The 24,415-nt window shown below is 56.6% G+C and carries 22 protein-coding genes and 1 pseudogene; 9 read left to right on the top strand and 14 right to left on the bottom strand.

The window, feature by feature from the left end; all coding sequences use genetic code 11:
• The first annotated feature begins 11 nt into the window (after positions 1–11).
• The 4 genes and pseudogenes from ACA066_RS28505 to ACA066_RS28490 form a co-directional block, all read left to right on the top strand.
• A complete protein-coding gene (locus tag ACA066_RS28505; protein ID WP_497697513.1) occupies positions 12–1,043 on the top strand; it encodes an SEL1-like repeat protein in 1,032 nt (343 codons plus the stop codon).
• On the top strand, positions 1,040–4,189 hold the full coding sequence (locus ACA066_RS28500) for a hypothetical protein (RefSeq protein WP_497697512.1): 3,150 nt from the start codon (positions 1,040–1,042) through the stop codon (positions 4,187–4,189). The genes ACA066_RS28505 and ACA066_RS28500 overlap by 4 nt, the downstream gene beginning before the upstream one ends.
• The gene (locus tag ACA066_RS28495; RefSeq protein WP_497697511.1) at positions 4,186–5,283 is read left to right on the top strand and encodes a tetratricopeptide repeat protein; all 1,098 of its coding nucleotides are present in this window, start codon (positions 4,186–4,188) and stop codon (positions 5,281–5,283) included. Before ACA066_RS28500 ends, ACA066_RS28495 begins: the two co-directional genes overlap by 4 nt.
• A gap of 90 nt (positions 5,284–5,373) precedes the next feature.
• Positions 5,374–5,906 (top strand): annotated as a pseudogene (locus ACA066_RS28490) (IS66 family transposase); the annotation flags it as partial.
• Between the two features lie 88 nt (positions 5,907–5,994).
• Here ACA066_RS28490 and ACA066_RS28485 read toward each other — a convergent pair.
• Complete coding sequence (locus ACA066_RS28485) at positions 5,995–6,375, bottom strand: DUF6124 family protein (protein WP_497697510.1); 381 nt, start codon at positions 6,373–6,375, stop codon at positions 5,995–5,997.
• A gap of 502 nt (positions 6,376–6,877) precedes the next feature.
• Between ACA066_RS28485 and ACA066_RS28480 the strand changes: the two genes are divergently transcribed.
• Positions 6,878–7,261 (top strand): helicase, encoded by a 384-nt coding sequence (locus tag ACA066_RS28480; protein WP_497697509.1) that lies wholly within the window; start codon positions 6,878–6,880, stop codon positions 7,259–7,261.
• Between the two features lie 66 nt (positions 7,262–7,327).
• Here ACA066_RS28480 and ACA066_RS28475 read toward each other — a convergent pair whose 3' ends face one another.
• The 7 genes from ACA066_RS28475 to exbB form a co-directional block, all read right to left on the bottom strand.
• Positions 7,328–7,585, bottom strand: coding sequence for a hypothetical protein (locus ACA066_RS28475; RefSeq protein WP_497697508.1), 258 nt, complete (start codon positions 7,583–7,585; stop codon positions 7,328–7,330).
• Between the two features lie 384 nt (positions 7,586–7,969).
• Positions 7,970–9,370, bottom strand: coding sequence for an aminoacyl-tRNA deacylase and HDOD domain-containing protein (locus ACA066_RS28470; protein WP_497697507.1), 1,401 nt, complete (start codon positions 9,368–9,370; stop codon positions 7,970–7,972).
• Positions 9,371–9,448: 78 nt separating this feature from the next.
• Positions 9,449–11,524 (bottom strand): ATP-dependent DNA helicase RecG, encoded by a 2,076-nt coding sequence (gene recG, locus ACA066_RS28465; protein ID WP_497697506.1) that lies wholly within the window; start codon positions 11,522–11,524, stop codon positions 9,449–9,451.
• A gap of 9 nt (positions 11,525–11,533) precedes the next feature.
• Entirely contained in the window at positions 11,534–12,463 is a 930-nt protein-coding gene (locus ACA066_RS28460; protein WP_008030615.1) for a hydrogen peroxide-inducible genes activator, read from the bottom strand.
• Between the two features lie 277 nt (positions 12,464–12,740).
• Positions 12,741–13,487, bottom strand: coding sequence for an energy transducer TonB family protein (locus ACA066_RS28455; protein ID WP_497697505.1), 747 nt, complete (start codon positions 13,485–13,487; stop codon positions 12,741–12,743).
• A complete protein-coding gene (gene exbD, locus ACA066_RS28450) occupies positions 13,484–13,912 on the bottom strand; it encodes a TonB system transport protein ExbD (protein ID WP_008150131.1) in 429 nt (142 codons plus the stop codon). Before exbD ends, ACA066_RS28455 begins: the two co-directional genes overlap by 4 nt.
• A gap of 6 nt (positions 13,913–13,918) precedes the next feature.
• Complete coding sequence (exbB, locus tag ACA066_RS28445) at positions 13,919–14,887, bottom strand: tonB-system energizer ExbB (protein ID WP_497697504.1); 969 nt, start codon at positions 14,885–14,887, stop codon at positions 13,919–13,921.
• A 188-nt stretch (positions 14,888–15,075) separates the two neighbouring features.
• Here exbB and ACA066_RS28440 point away from each other — a divergent pair, with 188 nt between their 5' ends.
• Positions 15,076–15,933: an SDR family oxidoreductase gene (locus tag ACA066_RS28440; protein WP_497697503.1), complete on the top strand. Its 858-nt coding sequence runs from the start codon at positions 15,076–15,078 to the stop codon at positions 15,931–15,933.
• Between the two features lie 132 nt (positions 15,934–16,065).
• Here the strand turns inward: ACA066_RS28440 and ACA066_RS28435 are convergent, their stop codons facing one another.
• The 6 genes from ACA066_RS28435 to ACA066_RS28410 form a co-directional block, all read right to left on the bottom strand.
• Positions 16,066–16,806 (bottom strand): hypothetical protein, encoded by a 741-nt coding sequence (locus ACA066_RS28435; RefSeq protein WP_497697502.1) that lies wholly within the window; start codon positions 16,804–16,806, stop codon positions 16,066–16,068.
• Positions 16,807–16,876: 70 nt separating this feature from the next.
• A complete protein-coding gene (locus ACA066_RS28430) occupies positions 16,877–17,257 on the bottom strand; it encodes a RidA family protein (protein WP_003229509.1) in 381 nt (126 codons plus the stop codon).
• Positions 17,258–17,283: 26 nt separating this feature from the next.
• Positions 17,284–19,389: a bifunctional GTP diphosphokinase/guanosine-3',5'-bis pyrophosphate 3'-pyrophosphohydrolase gene (spoT, locus tag ACA066_RS28425; RefSeq protein ID WP_017341489.1), complete on the bottom strand. Its 2,106-nt coding sequence runs from the start codon at positions 19,387–19,389 to the stop codon at positions 17,284–17,286.
• Positions 19,390–19,446: 57 nt separating this feature from the next.
• The gene (gene rpoZ, locus ACA066_RS28420) at positions 19,447–19,710 is read right to left on the bottom strand and encodes a DNA-directed RNA polymerase subunit omega (protein ID WP_003177259.1); all 264 of its coding nucleotides are present in this window, start codon (positions 19,708–19,710) and stop codon (positions 19,447–19,449) included.
• A 167-nt stretch (positions 19,711–19,877) separates the two neighbouring features.
• Positions 19,878–20,498 (bottom strand): guanylate kinase, encoded by a 621-nt coding sequence (gene gmk / locus ACA066_RS28415; protein ID WP_497697501.1) that lies wholly within the window; start codon positions 20,496–20,498, stop codon positions 19,878–19,880.
• A 12-nt stretch (positions 20,499–20,510) separates the two neighbouring features.
• Entirely contained in the window at positions 20,511–21,374 is an 864-nt protein-coding gene (locus ACA066_RS28410) for a YicC/YloC family endoribonuclease (RefSeq protein ID WP_033059347.1), read from the bottom strand.
• Between the two features lie 281 nt (positions 21,375–21,655).
• On the opposite strand from ACA066_RS28410, the gene rph reads away from it, so the two are divergent.
• The 3 genes from rph to gltS all read left to right on the top strand — a co-directional run bounded on the left by rph (position 21,656) and on the right by gltS (position 24,390).
• Positions 21,656–22,378, top strand: a complete 723-nt coding sequence (gene rph, locus ACA066_RS28405) for a ribonuclease PH (RefSeq protein ID WP_497697500.1) — start codon at positions 21,656–21,658, stop codon at positions 22,376–22,378.
• Positions 22,379–22,407: 29 nt separating this feature from the next.
• Positions 22,408–22,776 carry a DUF4870 domain-containing protein gene (locus tag ACA066_RS28400; RefSeq protein ID WP_214379808.1) on the top strand — a complete coding sequence of 123 codons (369 nt, stop codon included), beginning with the start codon at positions 22,408–22,410 and terminating at the stop codon, positions 22,774–22,776.
• 408 nt (positions 22,777–23,184) lie between these two features.
• Positions 23,185–24,390, top strand: a complete 1,206-nt coding sequence (gltS, locus tag ACA066_RS28395; protein ID WP_497697499.1) for a sodium/glutamate symporter — start codon at positions 23,185–23,187, stop codon at positions 24,388–24,390.
• The last annotated feature ends 25 nt before the right edge of the window (positions 24,391–24,415 follow it).

The following is a 24,415-nucleotide window of genomic DNA, read 5'->3' as shown; positions in this document are numbered from 1 at the left end:
TGAGTTTCGTGATGACAACAAACAAACACGTAAGGCAGATGAAGTGGTTTTCCATTGCACTGTTGAGCCTGGGGATGAGCTCAGGTGCCTTTGCCTCGTCGCCCAGCGACGCCCAATGTCCGAGCAGCAACTTTGCTGAGTTCGTCAAAGCTTTTTCATCCGAACCAGAGGTACAGAAAGCTTTTATCGCGTCTCCTGTGAAGCAGGTTCACGTAACAGCGGATGGCAAAATACCCAAGGTTGTCGAGCGAAGCCTAAAGGGGTTGGCCACCGATGAATTGAAGATGCTGCTTCCGGAAAATGCGGCCAGGTCGAATCTCACGATCGATATCGAGTTGCCGAACAGGGTGATTGTTCGAGATCAGGTGGGTGGCTTTCTGAAGATTTTCGTCTTCAAGCATGGTGACTGCTGGGTTCTAAACCGTGTTGAGGATTGGACGCTCGAGGCAGTCATGGATGAAGTCACTCGGTCGGAGAAACCAACGCCCGGTGAGCGTGAGCTGATAAAAGGCGTGATATTCGACAGGCTGGTCAATAAGGCATCTCCCGAATCCGGTATCTATTTGTACGCAGCGGCATTGGATAGTTATTTAGATGGCGCTCAAAAAGGTTCGGCACAAGCCGCAGCCGCTGCCGCGGGAATTAGTCTTTCTGGGCAAGCACCGCGATTGGAGAATGCCAAGATTCTGGATCTTTTGGTGCAGGCATCAACGAGCATTCCTGACGTAGGCTTGGCGCTCGCAATGTTCTATTGCGATGAGGGCGAATACGACAATGAACGCGCTTGTATTAATCCACAAAAGTCGATAGAGACGTTGGAAATTGCTGCACAGCAGGGCTCAACCAATGCACTTATTCGACTAGGCGAAGTGTACGAAGTCGGCAATGTCGTGCCTGTAGATCTGATTCGGGCAATGGCGTGTTATCGGGAGGCTCAAAAATCTGACCTTGAGTCCACTACTCCCGCTATTGATCGCTTGGCGGCAAAAGGGGTCGTCATGGATAACTCAACTCAATGTATTAAAGCAGGAAGCTTCCGATGAGTACCGGATTACTCGAGCAACTGGATAAATATCGCAGCGGTTATGAATACGGTCCCCACAAGGGCGAAACCGATATTAATAACAACGGCAAGAAAGAAATCGATTGCTCGGGTCTTGTTTACCGATTACTGCAGGACGCGGGATATACAATTCCTTACCGGACAACATCGCAGCTAAATACTGACCTGGAACATTTCAACGAAATTCCACTCGCGAGCGCCGAACCTGGTGATATCGCACTTTGGATAAATTTTCAAGGGCATACAGGAGTTATTGAGACTCTTATCTCTGGCCAGATTCCAGGAAACTTCTTTGGCTCGCAATCGCACGGTCCGAAAACGGCACTTTACGGACCGAATAGCCTTTACTGGCCAAGACCAGAGAAGATTTTGCGTCCGAAACCTCAATTTAGAGGGGGGCAACCAGCCCCTGCAGCTGCGCCAACCCCAACCCCTGCGCCCGCTTCGGCGGGGCCTGCGCCATTGATGAACTTCCAATATCCGTTCCGAAAGCCCGATGGCAAGCAGTTCACTGGCGCTGACGAAGTATATAAGGTGCTGGAGAAGGAAGTTTCTGGTCATTACTTGCTCGGTAGTAATCAGTTCTGGCACGGCGGAATTCATATTAGCAATGCAAGTGCTCCGCAATGCATTCTAGATGAGCCCATACGCTGTATGGCCGATGGTGAGGTTGTCGCCTATCGACTTAACAAGGACTACTTAGAGTCGCCATTTGATGTAAATGGTGATGCGAAAAAATTGAAATATTCAAACTCCTTCTGTCTGGTGCGACATGAGTACACATCTGCGCCTAATCCAGAGAATGGGGCCAATAAGGATAAGCAAAACAAGCTGGTTTTTTATAGCCTGTATATGCATCTTTTGCCGTTTGATCGATATCCTCTTTCTCCTGAAGAAACTCCCAAGCCTAAAGTGACAATGCAGGTTAATGATTTTAACGCGTATGACGAACTGCCCGTATCAGCCAGTATAGTTTCATTAGGAAAGCTGACCAAGGATTCAATGCTTGAGATCTTAGATCAAAAGCCAGTGGTCAATACAGATCGAATTTACGCTAAAGGCAAAATTATCTCGGCCAGCGTAAAGTCAGGCTCACAAAAAACAAGGGAAGCAGGAAGCGAAGTTTGGTTCGCCTACTTAAAAGGCAGTGAGCCTTATAAAAATAACGCCGGTGATAGAGTTTGGATAGGGGATAAGATACCGGTGCGTGAACGACCTAATTATTGGCAGGGGAAAGTAAATGGGACGGTAGTTAATAAGCTACCTCTTTATGGTGCTCCCTCAGATCCCAGTAATGGAAAGCCAGCGGGCACTCCGCTTGGCTCCATGCAGTTGATGATGAATAGTGTCGTGGCATTCGACAGTCAAAAGGTTCTGAATTTAGTCGTGGGCTCGTCGCTACAGCGCATGGCTGAATGTACTTTGGTGAGTGGTGATGTGACTGCCGTTGGAAGTGTGCCGCCAACATTCTGGGCGTGTGTCGAGAACACTCCAGAGAATAATATGTTGAAATGGAATATTACTGAGCCGGCATCTGTCGACACCGTTTTAAATGTGGGGGTTGGAATTAAGGCTGGGGATCCCATTGGTTACCTTGGGCAAATAGAAAATGCTACTGAAGAAGGAGTGGTCAGCAGTAAATTCCAAGCTCACGTAGAGGTTTTTACCGCTGATACAGGCATAGAAGACTTCTTAAACAACACCGCCGGCTTGAAGACAGGAAAGCAATACTTGTCTTTGGCGAAGGATTCTGTGCTTAAGTTAAAAGCTCCGGGTGTGGGGGAAGTCACTCTGAAAGAGTCGCACGCGGTAGAGTTGAGCAAGGCACCAATATTCAAAGATCCGCAAGAATGGTACGAAATACACGTCGAGGACGAAGGTCAAAGTGTAGCTGGATTAGTCAGAAAGGCAGGCGCTCCGCTTATAACGCAGCATGACTGGGCGAAGTTAGGCTTTCAAATAGTTGAAGAGTCGAATTCTACGGCTGATGGTTTTCTCGATCCTAATGACCTGCCACCTTTCTTCAAGAAATTATTTGATAAAATCGATAAAAATAATAATCATGAAATAGACGCTCAAGAGCTGGCTGATGCGCTAAAGAATATAGATACACGCTCGCAATGGTCAAAACTTATTGCTCGGCACCCAACTGAGTGGAAGGACAAAGCAGATCAGCCGAAGTGGGCACGCCTGGACGATATTCTCGAACATTCTCCAAAACTGATGGCTCATGAAAAAGAGAGAATAAATAAACTTATTTTCTGGGAAGAACTATCTGGAAAAGCCTCAGCCGGAACCAGTGTGATTTGGCACTTTCATCCAATAGAGTTCGTCGGAGGATTTACTTCCGCAGTGGCAGAGCTTATATCCTACGATCAGATGAAAAAAATGTTTCCAGAGTCCTCGGAAGAAAAGCGCGAGGAAGTTAGAGGCTTGTTTAATAAATACGGCGATCGTTTTGAGATCAATACGGCGTCCAGGATTGCACAATTTTTTGCCCAAGTTAAGGCAGAGGTTGGAAATGCACTGGTTGGTAAAGTAGAGGATTTGTGGTACAGAACCGATATTCTTAGGTCAAAATTCAGACGCTATTTTGATACTTATCCAACAGAAGCTGAGCAGTATGGATACAAGCGTATCGAGTTGAATCAGTACAACGCTCTTAGCCCGGCTGCCAAAGGTGCATACACTATTCGTAACGGTTATGCGTACTCTCAGTTCCCAAATGAAGATGAAATAGCTAAGCGTATCTACTGCTGCTGCTCTGCCGAAGGTGCTTTTGTATTAATGCAGGGAGGGTGTGTTGAGGGGATAAAATATAAGGGGAAAGGGTTTATTCAGCTCACTTGGAAAGCTAACTACCAAGCTGTCGAAGATCTTTTAAAGGAAAAGATACCAGAGGAAACATTTCAAATGGTTTCGAATCCAGACCAACTGCTAGAGACAAAATTCGGATTGCTATCAGCAATGGGGTTCTGGGAATGGAAAAAATTAAATGATCTTGTTGCCCCTACTACTAATTCGACAAATGAAGTAACTAAGATTGTTAACTTTCATACCCCTGAAGCGAGCTATCTCAAGCGTCGGAATAATTTTACCGCCATATACCAGGAGATTGGGCAGTGAGCAGCCTATTTAAAAAAATTAGAGTCGTGTCTATTCTGCTTTTTATGTTCGGCACCTCATTGGTGTGGGCGGTTCAGGATACAGATGTAGCTTCGAAGTCGAAGGTGATAAAAGAGTTTTACATAAATCTGATCCCAAATTTGAATGGGCAAAAACTGCTGGTATTGAATGAAGGAGACAGTGTTGGCGGAATTTTGACTCTTGTTGCAGAAAAGGATGGAAAGCAATCCGTTATAAGCGAAGCTCCGTTGGCGCTGCCAAATATAAAGAATGAATACTCTCCAGCAAGTTATGACGGATTCGACGTGGCTGTTCTTAACGGCGCAGAAAAATTAGTCAGTATTTCGGGTGTGCAGGGAGAGGATGTGATTTATAAGTATGCGGCATCTAAGTCAGGCGATATAGTTGATATGGTCACAAGGGAGGAGGATAATGCTGAGTCCAATTTTAATGTGCAGTTTCAATATGATGCATCGCTGAAAAAAGTTGTAGTGAGCAAAGTCCTTCTTGTCACTAGTAATAGTGAATGTGACAGGTCAATAATGAGCGTTTATGCGCTGCCTATAAATGAATTGATGTCAGTTCCACTTGAGGAGTTCAATGGCGCCAAAGCGTTTGAATATCTAAAGAGGCTACGCTCGGGTGTTCAAACCGCACAAATGAAAAGTGAAAAACTTTTTTCAGTCTCCGTGACTTCAAATTTTGAAAAGGCGTTAGCAGCATTTAAGGTTGGCGATAAAGCAAAGCTTAAAGAGTTTATGAGTAGTATGTTGGCCGATGGTGGTTCAAGTGATAGTTGTGCTCCCGATTCTTATATAGTGGAAAAGTATTACTATCCGGGTATGGTGGGGTGGTCGAACGACGTCGGTTTCTTATTTGCTGAGGCTGGATACTATCGGGAAGCGGTTGAGTTGTTAAAAGTAGTCGTGTCGGAAAATCCAGATAGGACGGTCGCATATTTGAATCTGGCGGACGCGTACTGGGGTATAGGTCTCAAAGAACTTTCTATTGAAAACTACAAAAAATATAGTCTGTTAATGCAACAATCTGGCAAGCTTGAAAAAATCCCCAAAAGAGTTAGAGATCGTACTTAAGTAGCGGTTACGTTGGTGTTGTTTTGTTTGAGTATTACTAATGGTTTAAGTAGAATTCTGGTCGCAGTTGTCGGTCTGATTATGTGTATAGCGCAAAAAGTGCAGCCGAAAGGCAAGACGGGACGCGCTGATATCGCACTGAACCTGATCAACAAACTCTATGGCGTAGAGCGTGATCTGAAGGATGCGTGCGACGACGTTCGTAAAACCGGCCGTCATGATCGGAGTCTGCCAGTGCTGGCTCAGTTAAAAAGCTGGATGGAAAAGACGCAGCCACAAGTTACGTCTCAGAACGCCTTGGGCAAGGCCATCGGCTATCTGGCGAGTAACTGGAACAAACTGGAACGGTACGCCGAGGAAGGCTATTTGCCGATCGACAAAAACCCCGCCGAGCGTGCGATCAGGCCCTTCGTCATCGAAGAAAGAACTGGTTGTTTAGCGACACACCCAACGGCGCGACGGCCAGTGCTCAACTTTACAGCTTGGTCGAGACTGCCAAAGCCAACGGCCAAGAGCCCTATTCGTGGCTGCGCCACGCATTAGAACGGCTGCCACTGGCGACCTCGGTTGAAGGTTACGAAGCGCTGTTGCCGTGGAACTGCTCGCCGGCATCGCCTAGCTAGGCGCGTTACCCATCTTGAAGTCGGTGGAGTTTATGGAGCGCTTACCGAGAAAGGGGACTCAACGTCCCCTTTTCTTTCTGTGGTCCCTTTATGACTTAGCCCGATGCTCCGCCGGATCCGGCGAATCAATGTGATCCAGCGCTCGCTCCACCAACAAATGCACACCGTCCGCCATTCTGCTGAGTGCCAGGGCGACGGAGCGGCGAGAGCCTTCTACACCGTCGGCCAGGTCGGCGGCTATGGCGCTGATGGATAGCAGATCTTCCGAGGCGTTGGCCAGGAGGGTCTCGGTGTGGACGTCAGGGCAGACCATGAAAAGCGGACCCATGCCTGGGGAGGGCTTTTCTTGGGGCGGAGCGAAGTGATGGTCGAGGGCGCGTTCGGCGGCTTCGTGGAGTTTCTTGGAATCGAAGGATTCGTAGGGAGATGTGGCTTCGTGTTCTGGCGGATTCGGAGTTGGCTTGATCATTGGTGTTTCCCGATATGTGTTTTGGGTGTGGCTGTTTCCCCTTCGCTTGCATTCGAATAAGGGTGGCAGCCATGCGCAGGTGTGCAAGACCGGGCATATCGGAACCCGGCAGACCCCAAAGGGACCTCCCACGCACAGCCGCCATTAAGCATTTACAGCGAGCATGAAAAACGCTCGACGTTGGATTGGCGAGTGTGCGGCGATATGTACCGGACTTGCACGTCCGTGTCACCGTTTTTGCGGTAACGAACAAAGACTATCGGTGCAGTCAGTGGCTGCCTAGTTCATGAACAACGCCGCATGTTGAAGGAAATGTCCGATAGACCCGAGCGTAGAAAGCTCAAAAAACCTCAGCTTTTAAACAGCGGTGTTTCGTCAATGACTTGGTAGTCATCAGCGTCAAAAAGCACGGCATCTTCTCCTAACACTACGCAATAGTGGCGTTCTCACTCGAAGCCGCTACACTGCGCCGGCCGTTCATTTTTCTCTTGAGGCTGCACGCATGAAATTTCGTTTTCTTCTGTGGATGCTGGGTTTGTTGATGGGTAAGGCCAGTCGGACTAATCCTGCGTTTCAGCAGCAGTTGGGTGACAAGGAGCTTGTATTCCAATTACAGACCCTGGACGGGAAAGTGGCGCGGCATTTCTTTGTGAAGGATCAGCGCATTACCAGTAAATCGGGCGTGTATGCCGAGCCGGCGTTTGCGATTGCATTTAAAGATGCGGCGTATGGCTTTGTCACGATGCAGGCGAAGAACAAGCAGTTGGCGTTTATGACGGGGATTCAGGACAAGTCGATTCAGATCAAGGGCAACCCGGCGTTGGTGATCTGGTTTCAGGGGTTGACCAAGTATTTGAAGCCGCTGAAGGCCAAGCCGAAGGTTTAAGTTTTTTCAGTTGCAGCGAGTTTTGCAGGTGTCCAGCAGTTTTGAAGTCGCCGAACGGATCAAAAGTCATGCGCTACGCTTCTGTGAGCGCCTCTCCTGAAGGTAGCGCCCATGCAGCGCCAAGATCTCAGACTTGCTCAGGACACCTTTTTTCTTGAGATTGACGAGTAACTGTTCGATGGCGTCCAACTCGACAACATCGCCCGTTAAATGAGTAATGCTCAAGGCCATACGACTCATGCTGTCGCGTTCGGCGGTGACGTTGTTGTCTTTGGCAAGCTTGCGGACTTGACTTGCAACACTGACCTCAGCTGTTTGGGTCATCGGAAAGCCCTCTGTTTGCCGTCAATAGCAGTGCGCTTGCTTCTTGTCCTACCGCGTTGGCTGGGTTGCGACTGCTGCGCAGTCGAGCGGGAGCAAGCTCCCTCGCCACAGGGTTTGAGGTGGTCAGGTAAACCGGGTTGGATTCATCGCGGGCAAGCCCTAATGCCAGTCAGTTAAGAGAATTTGTAGGAGCGAGCTTGCTCGCGATGGACTTCAGGACGACGCGTGTATCCAGAAAACACGCGTTATCGTTGGCGTCCATCGCGAGCAAGCTCGCTCCTACATAGAGTCAGTTTTCGCTTTACTGATCGGCATTAGGGCAAGCCCTCTCACCCCAGAGCTTATCCCTAGATCTAGACACAAGCGGGCTTGCTCGCGAAGCTTTTAGGTTTGGGTGAATTGCGACGCGAGTTCGCGCAGCAGGACTTCTGCTTCGAGGACTTTAGTTACGACGTCGTTGGCTTTTTCGCGGGTCAGGCCTACGCGTTCCAGCAGGGCGTCGGGGATGTCTTCATCCGGGCCGGAGCCGATGCCGCGGCTGCGTAGCAAGCGCACGGCCAAGCACACGAGGTTCGGGTACTCGGCGTAGTCGCCGTCATAGCTCGGGTCGTGCTGGAAGCGCAACGCGGTGGCCAGTTCGTCGGGCATGTCCCAGTAGCGCATCAGCCATGAGCCGATCTGTTCACGACTAATGCCCAGCAGGTGTTGCTCGACGTAGCTGTGACACAGGTGCGGGTTGACCTCCAGGTGGCGGCAGATCAGCGAGAAGTGCGGCGGGAATACGTGCGCCAGCAGCAAGTAGCCGAAGTTGTGCAGCAGGCCGGCGAGGTAGGTCAGGCCGGCTTCCGGGCGCTGGGCGCGGGGCATGGCGCGGGTCAGGCCTTCGATGACGGCGGCGGTGTAGATCGATTGCTGCCAGTACGGCGTGGTGTGTTGCGGGTGGTCTTTGGGCAGGCTGAGGGTTTTGCCCAGGGCCAGGCCCAGCGCGAGGTTGATCACCAGGTCGAAACCCAGCACGCGGACGATGGCGTCTTCCACTGAACGAATCTTGCCCGGCGACGCGTAGTACGGCGACGCCGCCCAACTCACCACTTGTGCGGCCAGCGCCGGGTCGGTTTCGACGACGCCGGTGATGTCGTCGATGGTGGCGTTGGGGTCGACGCGCAGTTTTATGATTTTCTGCGCGGTCTCGGCCAGCGGCGGAATTTCGATGGTTTCTTCCAGACGCTGCTGGATGCGCCGCGCGGTGAACGCTTGAACGGCCTGGGTGATTTCCTCGCGGTCATCGTCGGGGCGGTCGAGGTTCGGGCGGATGCTGGTCAGGTTTTCGCCGAAGTTGGCGGCGCTGGCTTTGGTCAGCATGGACTTGAAGGCTTCGCTGGTGATTTCCAGCAGCATGCCCGGCTCGCCCGAGTTGATCAGCAACTTCGGTTCGCGCAGCAGGCTTTCTTCGTACAGGCATGGCGAGCTGGTCAGCGCCGGCAGGCCGGGGAGCAGGCTCAGGCTGTGTTTGCCGAGCATTTTTTCCAGGCGCTCGGTGGGCACGGCGGTGAGGCGACGGCCCGTCAGTTCAGCGAGGCGATTGAGATCGAGCAACTGGCTCTGCGGGAACAGCACCATCAGCGCGCCCACGGCGTCGTCGAGCAACACCGCCTGCACTTTGCGCGAGGCGTTCAGGCCGTGGTGGTCGAGGACTTCTTCGTATGCGATGCCCAGTTTGGCGAGCTGCAGCCGAATAACAGACGGAGCGTGCGGGGTTTCGGGGGCGAGGGCAGCTTCTGTCATGGTCTGTATCCGAATTTAAACAATTGCAGGAGTATAACCAGCTTGTTTAGAGGCAGGGTCCAGAAACTGCGACGGTGCTCACACTTGGCCGTATTGCTGCCCATGGCGCAGCCAGCGGTCGAGCAGCGGGCTGACGTGATCCGGCCAGCGCTCCAGCAATGCCTGGGCGGCGTCGCGCACGGCGGGCAGCAGATCGGCGTCGCGCATCAGGTCGGCGACCTTGAATTGCAGCAGACCGGTTTGCCGCGTGCCGAGCATTTCGCCGGGACCACGCAGTTCGAGGTCTTTTTCGGCGATGACAAAGCCGTCGTTGGTTTCGCGCATGATGCCCAAACGCTGACGGCCGATTTGTGACAGCGGCGGATGGTAGAGCAGCACGCAATGGCTGGCGGCGCTGCCCCGCCCGACGCGGCCGCGCAATTGGTGCAGCTGCGCGAGGCCGAGGCGTTCGGGGTTTTCGATGATCATCAGGCTGGCGTTCGGGACGTCCACGCCGACTTCGATCACGGTGGTGGCGACCAGCAGTTGCAGGTTGCCGGCCTTGAACTCGGCCATGACGGCGGCTTTCTCGACAGGCTTCATGCGCCCGTGGATCAGCCCGACCTTCAACTCGCCGAGCGCGGCGGTGAGGTCTTCGTAAGTGGTTTCGGCGGCTTGGCAAGTCAGCTCTTCCGACTCTTCGATCAGCGTGCACACCCAATAGGCCTGACGCCCTTCGGCGCAGGCGCCGCGCACCCGTTCGATGACTTCGACGCGCCGGGTGTCGGTGATCAGCACCGTGTTGACCGGCGTTCGGCCGGGCGGCAGTTCGTCGAGGATCGAGGTGTCGAGGTCGGCATAGGCGCTCATCGCCAATGTCCGTGGAATCGGCGTGGCGGTCATGATCAACTGATGCGGACACATCCGCCCGCCGACGCCTTTCTGGCGTAACGCCAGCCGCTGTTGCACGCCGAAACGGTGCTGTTCGTCGATGATTGCCAGTGCGAGATTCTTGAACTGCACTTCGTCCTGGAACAGCGCGTGAGTGCCGACCACCATCGGTGTGCCGCTGGCGATCTGTTCCAGCGCGGCCACGCGGTTCTTGCCTTTGAGCTTGCCGGCCAACCACGCGACTTCAATGCCCAGCGGTTCGAGCCAGCGCTTGAAGGTGATGAAGTGCTGTTCGGCGAGGATTTCGGTGGGCGCCATCAACGCGACTTGATAACCCGCTTCGAGTGCCTGGAGCGCGGCAAGGGCGGCGACCACGGTTTTACCCGCGCCGACGTCGCCCTGAATCAGCCGCAGCATTGGTTCGTGCTGACTGAGGTCGTAGGCGATTTCGTTGCCGACGCGCTGTTGAGCGCCGGTCGGATTGAAGCCGAGGTTAGCCAGGTATTTGGCCGGCAACTGGGTGGCTTTTGGCATCGCCGGTGCGCGCAGGGAGCGCATGCTCTCGCGCAGGCGTTGCTGCGACAGTTGATGGGTCAGCAGTTCTTCAAAGGCCAGACGGTGCTGGGCCCAGTGATGGCCGAGGGCGAGTTCGTCGACATCGGCATCGGCCGGCGGGTGATGCAGGTAGCGGATCGCATCGGCCAGCGGCGCCAGTTGATAGTCCCGCGCCAGTTCGGTCGGCAGCCAGTCGGGCAGGCTGGTCGGGCCGAGCATCGTCAGCGTTTGCATGCACAACTGGCGCAAGCGCTGTTGGGTCAGGCCTTCGGTGAGCGGGTACACCGGCGTCAGGGTTTCATCCACGGGCGGCGGCTCGTCGCCGGTGATGGCGCGGTATTCCGGGTGGTAGATCTCCAGTCCCGACGCGCCGGGCCGCGCTTCGCCGTAGCAGCGAATCCGCGTGCCGCGTTTAAGGCCTTCTTTCTGGGCGTTGCTGAAGTGGTAGAAGCGCAGGCTGAGTCCGCCGGTGCCGTCCTGCAAGCGCACGACCAGGCTGCGACGACGGCCCATGACCACGTCGGCGCCGCTGACGGTGCCTTCGATCACGGCGTCCTGTCCGGGTCGCAAATGGCCAATCGGGACCACGCGGGTGCGGTCCTGATAACGCAGCGGCAGGTGGAACAGCACGTCCTGAAGATTCTCCAGGCCGACCTTGGCCAGTTTCTCGGCCATGGCTTCACCGACACCTTTGAGTGCCGTTACCGACACTTGCGACAACTCGGTCATGACAGCAACTTAAGCCGCAGCCACCGGCGCGGGCGGCTTGGCCACCGAGCACAGGCGAATGGAGTCAGCGAGGATTTCAATCGCCTTCGGACGCGGGAAGCTCGCGCGCCAGGCGATGGCCACGGTGCGGAACGGCACCGGCGCTGTCAGTGGGCGCACTTCGATCACGCCGGGGGCGTAATGATGGCTGTCCACTGCCGAGAGCGGCAGGATCGAAATCCCGAGACCCGAAGCGACCATGTGGCGAATGGTTTCCAGCGAGCTGGATTCCACCGTGGTGTGCTTGGCGCCGTCGTTGCCTTTGGTCAGGGTCGGGCAGGCTTCCAGCACTTGATCGCGGAAGCAGTGGCCTTCGCCGAGCAGCAGCAGGCTCTTGTCGTTGAGCAGGGCGGCGTCGATGGATTCTTTTTGCGTCCACGGGTGCTGGGCCGGCATCAGGACGTAGAACGGCTCGTCGTAGAGCTGCAGGGTCAGCACGTCGGCTTCGTTGAACGGCAGGGCGATGATGATCGCGTCGAGCTCGCCGTTGCGCAGTTTGTCGCGCAGCACGTGGGTGAAATTTTCTTCGATGTACAACGGCATCTGCGGGGCGACCCGGTGCAGTTGTGGGATCAGGTGCGGAAACAGGTACGGGCCGACGGTGTAGATGGCGCCGACTTTCAGCGGGGCGGTCAGCTGGTTCTTGCCAGCCTGGGCCAGTTCGCGGATGCCTTGGGCCTGTTCCAGGACTTTCTGGGCTTGGGCCACGATGCCTTCGCCGACCGGGGTCAGGCGCACGGCGCTCTTGCTGCGCTCGAAAATCAGCACACCGAGTTCGTCTTCAAGCTTTTTCACGCCCACCGACAGGGTCGGCTGGCTGACGTGGCAACGCTCGGCCGCGTGGCCGAAGTGCTGCTCTTGGGCGAGGGTAACGATGTAGCGTAATTCTGTAAGAGTCATAGCGAGCGTCCATGAAGTTGCGGGCCAAGCATACCGGCTGCACACGATAGACGCACGTTATCAGAGAGAGTGTGTCGGGTGACACCGGGCAATGCGGGTTTGCCGCTGGCGGATATGCGAAAGGCACCTTTCGGTGCCTTTCATAAATCCTGCAAACGCCGCCGAACCTGTAGGAGCCGAGCTTGCTCGCGATAGCGATGTAACAGTCAACATTGATGCTGAATGTCAGGGCCTCATCGCGAGCATGCTCGGCTCCTACAAGGGGTCTGCGTTTCGCTTAACGCCGGCGTTCCAGCGAGTAAACAAACGGTGCAACGATTTCAATGGAGCCGTTGTTCAGCATGTCGGCCGGGGGCTTGGGCAGCGGCTGGGCGCGGCGGATCATTTCCAGGGTGGCCCGGTCCAGATCGGCGTTGCCGGAGCGGCCCACCAGTTCGAACGACAACACGTTACCTTCGCCGTCCACCACGAAGCGCAGGCGGTTCAAACCTTCCTTGCCCCGTGCCTGAGCACTGGCCGGGTACTTTTTGTACTTGGCCAAGTGAGCGAGCAGCGTCCCTTGCCAGCTGGCTTTGGCCGCCTGCTGCGCGGGCGATGGGCCCGGTGCCGGCTGTGCGGATTTCTCCGTCGGTGCCTGGGTCGGCTGCGCGTCGCTCGGTTTTTCCTCGGACGGTTTTTCCTTCGGCGGCTCCGGCTTTTTCTCAACAGGCTTGGGCGGCTGAGGCTTCGGCTTGGGTTTGACCGGTTTCGGTACGGTAATCTCGGCCTTCGGCACTTCGGCCAGTTTCGGGATCGGCAGTTCTTCCACCGGAGCAGGTGGCTGTGGTGGCGTTATCACCTTCGGCGGTGCCGGCGGTGGCGGGGCCGGAACCGGCGCCAGCTCGACCATCATCGCCTGCGGCGGCAGCTCGATGGGTGGCCGCGCGGTCCAGTTCATCGCCAGCGCAATGGCCAGCGCATGGACGCCCAGCACCACGGCCAGGCTCCCGCTATAACGCGTCAGCTTATGGCGCGTCGTGATCATTTCTTGACTGCCGTCTCGAGTCCGACCAGACCCACCTTCAGGTAGCCCGCGGAACGCAGGTTATCCATCACGCTCATCAGGTCGCCATAGTCCACGCCTTTGTCGGCCTGGAAGAAGATCGTCGTGTCTTTCTTGCCCTTGGTCCTGGCGTCCAGAGTGGCACCGAGTGCTTCGGCTTTCACTTCGTCTTCGCCGAGGAACAGGCGCTGGTCAGCCTTGACGCTGAGGAACACCGGTTTCTCGGGCCGCGGGGCCGGTTTGGCGCTGGAGGCGGGCAGGTCGACCTTGATGTCCACGGTGGCCAGCGGAGCAGCCACCATGAAGATGATCAACAGCACCAGCATCACGTCGATGAACGGCGTGACGTTGATTTCGTGGTTCTCGGCCAGATCGTCGTCTGCGCCTTCTTTCAAATGCAGGCCCATGGCCGATTACCCCACTTTCACCATGTGCGGTTGCGAGCTGCGCTCAGGCTGGTGGTCGAGGTCGCGGCTGACCAGCAGCAGGACTTCTGCCGAGGCGTCGGACACTTGCGCCTTGTAACCGGCAATGGAGCGGGCAAACACGTTGTAGATCACAACGGCTGGAATCGCAGCGACCAGGCCCAGCGCAGTGGCCAGCAGGGCTTCGGCGATGCCGGGAGCGACGACGGCGAGGTTGGTGGTCTGGGTTTTGGCGATGCCGATGAAGCTGTTCATGATGCCCCACACGGTGCCGAACAAGCCCACGAACGGCGCGGTGGAGCCGATGGTGGCGAGGACGCCGGTGCCGCTGCTCATGTTGCGGCCGCACGCTGCAACCAGGCGCTCGAGACGGAAGGCGACACGTTCCTTGATGCCTTCTTTCTCGCGGCTGTTGGTCGACAGGCGCATTTCTTCCAGCGCATCGTGGACCAGCAGGTTGGCGAGGGTGCCGGGCTTGGTGGCAGAGGCGCTGGCTTCTTTAAGGGTGGTGGCTTTTTTCAGTTGGACGATTTCAGTGCGCAGACGACGCTTGGCGCCCATCAGCTCAAAGCCCTTGGCGATCCAGATGGTCCAGGTGATGATCGACGCGATGGCCAGGCCGATCATCACGATTTTCACGATGATGTCGGCGTTCTGGTACATGCCCCACGGCGACAGGTCATGGGCCATGCCCAGGGTGTTGTCGGCTTCGAGGACTTCAGGGGCGTCTTCGGCGGTGGTGTCTACGGCCTGTGCCGGGTCGGTGGCAGCCGGTGCAGCGTGATCCGCGGCGTGGGCGGCTGGAGCAGGCGCAGCGGCGGCAGCCGGGGTGGCCGGTGCTTGTGCGTCAGCGAATACGGCGGTTGGCGCCAGCATCAGGCTGAGCAGCAGGGCGGCCACCGCGCTCCAGGCGCGAGGTCGTTTGGTTGGCGAAGCGGGGAATTGATTGCGTGTCATGCTGGCCGGACCTGAGAGAAAAAGACGGTAAATGTTCTTCCAGGCCTCGAAGGCCGAGAACAAAAGTGGCGGGCATTATTGCAAGTAATTCTTGTTAACAAAAGTAATAGAGTATCTTTTTTTCCTGCATTGCTAGCCGCTTGTCCATTGCTGGCGCTAGTCTGTGGCTTTCCGATAGGAGTTTTTCAATGTCCGCGCCATCTGTTTTGATCGCCGGCTGCGGTGATGTTGGCAGTCGTCTGGCCACACAATTGCTGGCAGCGGGGTGGGAGGTCCATGGCCTGCGGCGTGACGTCTCACGCCTGCCCAAGGGTGTGATTGGTGTTGCCGGCGACTTGTTCAACAAAGACTGCCCGGAAACCTGGCCGGTCGGCGCGGTGGATTACCTGGTGTATTGCGCGGCCGCCACCGATCACGATGAAGCCGGTTACCGTGCTGCCTATGTCGAGGGCCTGCAGCACGTGCTTGAGTGGCTGGACGACTACGGGCAGGTGCCCAATCGCCTGCTGTTCGTTTCCAGTAGTAGCGTTTACGGCCAACAGGAGGGCGAGTGGGTCGACGAAACATCGCCGACCATCGCTGCCGGCTATTCAGGTCGACTGATGCTGGAGGCGGAGCACGTGGCGCTCAACAGTGGTATCCCGGCGAGCATCGTGCGTTTGACCGGCATCTATGGCCCGGGCCGTGAATGGCTGCTGACGCAGGTTCGTCGCGGATACCGCGTGGCGATTGATCCGCCGCTGTACGGCAACCGCATTCACGCGGATGACGCGGCGGGGCTGATGGCGTTTCTGCTTGAGGTCGATCGGCGCGGCGTGGCGCTGGATGACCTCTATATCGGTGTCGACGACGCACCTGCACCGCTGGCCGAAGTGGTGGATTGGTTGCGTGAATATCTGGGCGTGACTGAATGGGCCGAGGATGCGAGCGTTCGGCGCACGGGTAGCAAACAGTGCAGTAATGCGCGGGCGAAGGCCTTGGGCTGGACGCCAAAGTACCCAAGCTATCGCGAAGGTTACGCTGCCATCCTTGAAGGCCGCTGCTGACTTTCAGGCGCTCCAAACAACTGTAGGAGCCGGCTTGCTGGCGAAGAGGTCGTAACATTCAACATCACTGTTGACTGATAAACCGTTATCGCCAGCAAGCCGGCTCCTACATTGGTTTTGCGTTGGCTTGATTTACTGCTTCTCGAGCAACCACTTGCGCTGACCCGGCGTGAACTGCGGCATCTCGTCCGTCTGCGCGGTGTTCACAGCCTGAAGGATCTCCAGTTCCTTGCCCTTGCGCGCAAAGATCCAGGTGTTGCCTTGGCCGTTCAGTTGCAGCCACATATTGTCGTCACCGCCACTCATCGACGCGCAATCGCCGGCCAGACACAAAGCATAGCGATCCGCACCCGGCAGACCGGTCACCTGGCCGTCGGCCTGGAATTGTACGGTGCTGCCTTCACCGGGGCCGCTGACGACTTTCCAGCTGCCACCCATGTAGGCCGAATACAGCGCGCGTTCGAAGCTCGCGCCCATCGGTGCGCCATCCGGCACGGGAATCAGTGCGCGGTCGAAAACCTGTGCCGGCTCATTGTCGCTGGCAACCTGGCTCAGTTGTTTGCCGTCACGCTTCAGCTCGCTGGCGGAACTGCCATAGAAGTCGACTTTCCAGGCGCCGGACGCTTCGCCCAGCAGCTTGCCCTCGACATTTTCAAAACCGTTGGTGTAGCGGGCCTGACCGGCCTTGGTGTTGACGTCCCATTCCAGGTTCGGGCCATAGGCCTGGAGCGCTTCACGCAGTGGGCCGCCTTTGGACGCAGCGTCGATCGCCACCTGATTGATCCAGGTGCCGCTGATGTCACGGTCGGCAGGGTTGCTGGCACATCCGCCCAAGAGTAGGGCGACCAGCGAAAGAGCTAGCGCATGGCGCATGGTGGAATCCTTTCAAGACGCTTTTTATACATACGGCAGCGGCGCAGCCCTTGGGGCTGCGCCGGACGTATTACTCGATGACCAGAATGGCATCCATTTCAACCTGTGAACCCTTTGGCAGGGCGGCTACGCCGATGGCGGCGCGGGCAGGGTAGGGCTGGTCAAAGTACTTGCCCATGATCTCGTTGACCTTGGCGAAGTGGCTCAGGTCGGTGAGGAAGATGTTCAGTTTGACGATGTCCTTGAACGAACCGCCAGCGGCTTCGGCCACGGCTTTCAGGTTTTCGAACACCTGGACGGTCTGGGCTTCGAAGCCTTCAACCAGTTCCATGGTTTTTGGGTCCAGAGGAATCTGACCCGACATGTAAACGGTATTGCCAGCCTTGATCGCCTGGGAGTAAGTGCCGATGGCAGCCGGGGCCTTGTCGCTGGTGATAACAGTCTTGGTCATGAATGACTCCTTGTAATTAGGTTGGCTTAGGCGCGCATGCGGGTGATGCGAATCACCCCGGTCAGTGCGCGTAGTTTCTTGATCACGCGGGCCAGGTGCACGCGGTCGTGCACGCTGACCACCAGTTGGACCACGCTGATGCGACCATCACGTTCGTCCATGCTGATTTTTTCGATATTGCCGTCGGCCGCGTTGACGCTGCTGGCCAGCAGGGCGATCAGGCCACGCTGGTGTTCCAGCTCGACGCGCAGCTCGACGTTGAATTCGCCGGTGACATCCTTGGCCCACGAGAGCTGGATGCATTTTTCCGGGTTGTGGCGGATTTCGCTGATGTTGCGGCAATTATCCAGGTGCACGACCATGCCTTTGCCCGCGGACAGGTGACCGACAATCGGGTCGCCCGGGATCGGCGTGCAGCACTTGGCGTAGCTGAGCACCAGGCCTTCGGTGCCGCGAATCGCCAGCGGACCTTCAGGGCTTGGCAGCTGTTCGCCTTCGCCCAGCAGGCGACGGGCGACCACGTAAGCCATGCGATTGCCCAGGCCGATGTCTTCCAGCAGGTCTTCGATCAGTTCGAGACGGTACTCGGTGAGCATCGCCTTGACGCGCTCGGCCGCGACTTTTTCAAGCGAGCTGTCGAAGCCATTCAATACTTTGTTCAGCAGGCGTTCGCCCAGGCTGATGGATTCGGAGCGGCGTTGCAGTTTGAGTGCGTGACGGATATGTGTCCGCGCCTTGCCGGTGACCACGAAGTTAAGCCACGCCGGATTCGGCCGTGCGCCGGGAGCGCTGACGATTTCGACCGTAGAGCCGCTTTGCAGCGGTTCGGACAGCGGTGCGAGACGACGATTGATCCGGCAGGCAATGCAGCTGTTGCCGACGTCGGTGTGCACCGCGTAAGCGAAGTCGACCGCCGTGGAGCCTTTGGGCAGCTCCATGATCCGGCCTTTGGGCGTGAACACGTAGACCTCGTCCGGGAACAGGTCGATCTTCACGCTCTCGATGAATTCCAGCGAGTTGCCGGCGCGTTGCTGCATCTCCAGCACGCCTTTGACCCACTGGCGGGCGCGGGCGTGAGTGCCTTTGGGCTGCTCGTCGCCGCTGGATTTGTACAGCCAATGGGCGGCGATGCCATTGTTGGCCATCTCTTCCATTTCACGGGTGCGGATCTGGATCTCGATCGGAACACCGTGCATGCCGAACAGCGTGGTGTGCAGCGATTGATAGCCGTTGGCTTTGGGGATCGCGATGTAATCCTTGAAGCGCCCCGGCAACGGTTTGTACAAATTATGCACAGCCCCCAGCACGCGGTAGCAGGTATCGACCTTGTCGACGATGATCCGGAACGCATAGACGTCCATGATCTCGTTGAAGGCCCGACGCTTGCCGCGCATTTTCTTGTAGATGCCGTAGAGGTGTTTCTGACGACCGCTGACCTCGCCCTGAATGCCGTCGATGGCGAGGCAGTGGCTGAGGGATTCTTCGATCTTGTTGACGATTTCCTTGCGGTTGCCCCGGGCGCGCTTGACCGCCTGGTTGATCCGCGCGGAACGCATCGGGTGCATCGCCTTGAAGCCAAGGTCTTCGAATTCTATGCGGATGGCGTGCATGCCCAGCCGGTTGGCGATGGGCGCATAGATTTCCAGGGTTTCCTTGGCGATCCGCCGGCGTTTTTCGCCGGACAGCACTTCCAGCGTGCGCATGTTGTGCAGGCGGTCGGCGAGCTTGACCAGGATCACGCGAATGTCGCGCGCCATGGCCATGGCCATCTTCTGGAAGTTTTCGGCTTGTGCTTCGGCCTTGGTCTCGAAGTTCATCTGGGTCAGCTTGCTGACGCCATCGACCAGTTCGGCCACGGTTTCGCCGAACTGCGCTTGCAGCGCTTCCTTGGCAATACCGGTGTCTTCGATCACGTCATGCAGCATCGCGGCCATCAAACTCTGATGGTCCATGTGCATGTCGGCAAGAATGTTCGCCACGGCAAGAGGATGCGTGACGTACGCCTCACCGCTGCGGCGGCGTTGGCCGTCGTGGGCTTGTTCGGCGTAGAAGTACGCTCGGCGGACCAGATTGACCTGGTCCTTGCCGAGGTAGGTCGATAAGCGATCGGCGAGGGCGTCTATGCTCGGCATGATAACTCCTGCCGTTCGCTGTGACCCCGTGCCGTGCTACGTCGACCAGGCATAGGCTTAGACGGCCTCGTTGGACTCGTCCTCGAACGCTGCGAACAGCGGTTCGTCTTCGACGATTTCAGCGTTGGCGATGAACTCGTAGCTCATCAGGCCTTCGGCGATTTCACGCAGGGCTACAACGGTAGGCTTGTCGTTTTCCCACTGAACCAGGGGCTCTTTGCCGCCGGTGGCCAGTTGACGGGCACGCTTGGTAGAGAGCATGACCAGCTCAAAGCGGTTTTCCACGTGTTCTAGGCAGTCTTCAACGGTTACGCGGGCCATGGTATTCCTCGGAGCGAATGCAATATGCGCGCTGCCCGGTTGGGCGAGCGGACTCAACAGTTTAAAAAATCACCAGCGATTAGGGAAGCGCTGATTTTTTGACCAAGCCCTTCAACGCGCTGCAAGTGCCAATGTAAAGCCCTTGCAGCGGTTTTGGGAAGAGCTGTTTAGCCGAGCAATTCAGCCAAAAGTTTACCGTGACGCTGTTGCTGGCGCTTCTGATGCAGCTGATTGGCACGGAAAATCGCCTGCAAATCGCGCAGTGCATGGGCGAAATCGTCGTTGATGATCAGGTAGTCGTAGTCGACGTAGTGGCTCATCTCGCTGACGGCTTCACGCATGCGGCCGTCAATGATTTCGTCGCTGTCCTGGCCGCGATTGGTCAGGCGCTGGTGCAAGGCCTGCAGGGACGGCGGCAGAATGAAGATCGAGCGGGCTTGCGGCATCAACTTGCGCACTTGCTCGGCGCCCTGCCAGTCAATTTCCAGGATCAGGTCGTGGCCTGCATCCAGGGTCTGTTGCAGATGGCTTTGCGAAGTGCCGTAGAGATTGCCGAACACTTCGGCGCGCTCCAGGAAATCACCATGTTCGCCCATCTTCACAAACGCTTCACGCGAGACGAAGTGATAGTTCACACCGTTCACTTCGCCGGGGCGCATGGCGCGGGTGGTGTGGGAGACCGAGACGCGGATCTCCGGATCAGCGTCGGTCAGGGCCTTGACCAGGCTGCTCTTGCCCGCGCCCGAAGGGGCGGAAATGATGTACAGGGTGCCGGTGCTGTGGGTCATGTCGGGTTTGCCTTACTCAATATTCTGCACTTGTTCACGCATCTGCTCGATCAACACTTTGAGGTTGACCGCCGCCTGGGTGCTGCGCGGGTCGAAGGCTTTTGAGCCCAGTGTGTTGGCTTCGCGGTTGAGTTCCTGCATCAGAAAGTCGAGGCGCCGACCGGCAGCACCGCCGGACTTGAGCACCCGGCGAACTTCAATGATGTGAGTGCTCAGGCGATCCAGTTCTTCGGCGACGTCGCTCTTCTGAGCGAGCATGACCATTTCCTGCTCCAGGCGCTGCGGGTCCATCTCGGCTTTCATGTCGGCGAAGCGGTCGAGGACTTTCTGGCGCTGGGTGGCGAGCATCTGCGGGACCAGTTCGCGCAGGGTCACCACGTCTTCTTCAATGGAGGTCAGACGATCGTTGATCAGGCGCGCCAGCTCCGCGCCTTCGCGCTCGCGACCGGCCTTGAGTTCTTTCAGGCCTTCGTTGAACAGCGCCAGCGCTTCGGCATTCAAGGCTTGCGGGTCGGTGGCGTCGCCGACCAGAACGCCGGGCCAGGCCAGCACTTCCAGCGGGTTCAGCGCTGCCGGATTCTTGATCAGGCTGGCGATGGTCTCGGCGGCTGCAACCAATTGTGCGGCGCGCTCGCGATCCACTTGCAGGGGTTTGTCAGTGTTTTCTTCGGTGAAGCGCAGGGTGCATTCGAGTTTGCCCCGGGAAATGCCCTGGCGTAACGCTTCGCGGACCGCGCCTTCGAGGTCGCGAAACGACTCTGGCAGACGCAGGTGTGGTTCCAGGTAGCGGCTGTTGACCGAGCGCAGTTCCCAGCTCAGGGTGCCTTGGGCGCCGGCTTTTTCGACGCGGGCGAAGGCGGTCATGCTGTGCACCATGGAGGTACCTCGCAATGCAGGTCGATGCGTTACCAAAGGTTTCGCGGACCCACTATCTGTGAATTAAAGCCGACAGGCAGCAAAGGCGCAGGATTGTAGCGCAGTGGGGCGGATGCGCCCAAACACACGGTGTGACAAAGGGCTGCAGGCCGTCGGTTAAGCGCTGTTCTAAGCTCAAGCCAGGGCCTTCAATCGTCGGGCGGTTTTTTTAGAAGTGCCCAGTCTTGGCGTGCGGCTCTATAATGCTCGGCAGTTTTCCGTCCTCCGTACAGGTATTCCCTATGAAACGTCCAAGTGGTCGCGTTGCCGATCAGCTCCGCTCGATCCGCATTACCCGCAACTACACCAAACACGCCGAGGGATCTGTACTGGTCGAGTTCGGTGATACCAAAGTCATCTGCACCGTCAGCGTCGAAAACGGCGTGCCGCGTTTCCTCAAAGGCCAGGGCCAGGGTTGGTTGACTGCCGAATACGGCATGCTGCCGCGCGCCACCGGCGAGCGTAACCAGCGTGAAGCGAGCCGTGGCAAGCAAGGTGGCCGGACCCTGGAAATCCAGCGTCTGATCGGTCGTTCCCTGCGCGCATCGCTGGACATGTCCAAGCTGGGCGACGTCACCCTGTACGTCGACTGCGACGTGATCCAGGCTGACGGCGGCACCCGCACCGCGTCCATCACCGGCGCCATGGTTGCGCTGGTCGACGCCTTGAAAGTGATCAAGAAGCGCGGCGGCCTGAAAGGCGGCGACCCACTCAAGCAAATGATCGCGGCCGTTTCGGTCGGCATGTATCAGGGCGAGCCAGTGCTCGACCTCGACTACCTGGAAGACTCGGCTGCCGAGACCGACCTGAACGTGGTAATGACCAGCACCGGCGGCTTCATCGAAGTCCAGGGCACCGCCGAAGGTGCACCGTTCCAGCCTGAAGAGCTGACTGCCATGCTGGAGCTGGCGAAGAAAGGCATGACCGAAATCTTCGAATTGCAAAAGGCTGCACTGGCTGACTGACCGGAACCATTCCAGGCAAGGAGGACATCATGAGTGACGAGCAAGAGCTGCTTCCCATCCCGAGCAAAGAGGTTCGGCAGTGGGCAATGTTTTGTCATCTGTCCGCCTTGCTGGGAATCTGGATTCCGTTCGGTACGCTGATCGGCCCGCTGATTCTCTGGCAGATGAAGCGCGAGATGGACCCGTTTGTCGATGCGCAGGGCAAGGAGGCGCTGAACTTTCAGATTACTGTCGCCATTGCCTCCGCCATCTGCTTCTTGCTGATGGTGGTGATCATCGGGTTCTTCCTGTTTGGACTGGTGGCGATTGGTGCGCTGGTGTTGACGATCATTGCTGGCGTGAAAGCCAATGAGGGCGTGCCGTACCGGTATCCGTTCACTTGGCGGTTGATCAAATAACGATCAGCGCTGGATTCCCTTGTGGAGGCGCCAGCTGTGTGAAAATGCAGTTCGCCACGCTTTAAAGCAAATGCCCTGACTTGTCGGGGCATTTGCTTTTTTGAAACTGGATTAATTTATCCATCGTGCCATTAGCAATATCCATATGCCGCAAGTATTACTGTGCACTATCGCTCTTACACTTCTAGTCACAACTGCTTTGCCTCAGCGCCGCCTATGTGCTTGGCAATGAGACTTCGCGGTTGATAAAGTTGGCCCAAGTAATATTCCTTCAGAAATATTTCGATATATTTAGACCATTGAAGGTCCTTGAATTTAAAGCAAATAAGTGTTGAGAAGATCAACCTGTTCAAGAGGCGTGTCCAGGTAGAAAGTTCGCCCCTGAATATATATCAAAGAATAATCCCAATGGTTCAGCTCGATTTTTATGGAACACTTGTGGCCGCCTCTTTAGTACTGTTGCTGGGGCGCGGACTGGTCACACGAATCTGTTTTTTACGTAACTACAACATCCCTGAGCCTGTAGCAGGCGGCCTGGTGGTTGCTCTGCTTCTCCTGGCTTTGCGGGGGCTTGATATTGACGTCCGATTTGACACCTCACTGCAAACTCCCTTGATGTTGGCTTTTTTTGCCACCATCGGCTTGAGTGCAGACTTCGCCAGCCTGAAGAAAGGCGGGCGCGTAGTGGGGGTCTTTCTACTGGCGGTCACCACGCTTTTGGTGGTCCAGAATGCCATGGGCATCGCGCTGGCAAAAACGTTGGGGCTCGATCCATTGATGGGCCTGCTGACAGGCTCGATTACCTTGGCGGGCGGTCACGGTACAGGCGCTGCGTGGGGAACGGTGTTCAGTGAGAAGTACGGTCTGGCTTCAGCCTCTGAGCTCGCGATGGCCTCTGCGACGTTTGGCCTGGTGTTGGGCGGCTTGATTGGTGGTCCGGTCGCTCGCCTGCTCATCAAACGTGTCCAGGTGCCCGGCCTTACGCAAGAAAAGCCACGGCTGCCAAAGGGTTTTGAGCAACCGAACAAAGAGCGCTCGATCACGCCATTTTCGTTTATCGAGACACTCGCTCTGATCGCGGTCAGCTTGCTGGTGGGATCTCTCCTGAATGGTCTGCTCCAAGGAACTGCATTTGAGCTGCCGACGTTCGTTTGCGTCTTGTTCGTGGGTGTGATTTTACGCAACGGGCTTTCAGCGCTTGGTTTGTATCAGGTGTTTGAGCGTGAAGTTTCCGTGTTGGGGAATGTCAGCCTGTCACTGTTTCTGGCGATCGCTTTGATGTCGCTCAAACTGTGGGATCTGGCAGCACTGGCTTTGCCGATCTTTATCATCCTGGCTGCGCAAGCGTTGGTCATGGCGTTGTTTGCGATTTTCGTGACATTCAGAATGATGGGCAGCAACTACGATGCGGCAGTTCTGGCGGCAGGGCATTGCGGTTTTGGACTCGGTGCAACGCCAACTGCCATCGCCAACATGCAAGCGGTGACACAACGTTACGGGCCTTCGCAGATAGCGTTCCTGGTGGTGCCAATGGTGGGTGCTTTCTTCATCGACATCATTAATGTCATCGTGATCAAGTTGTATCTGGCGCTGCCGTTTTTCGCCGCTGCTTGAAGGGATAACCCATAAGAAAAATGCC

The organism is Pseudomonas sp. LBUM1651, from assembly GCF_059716135.1.
Note: the sequence above shows the minus strand (reverse complement) of the source record. Positions and strands in the feature narration are given on the sequence as shown.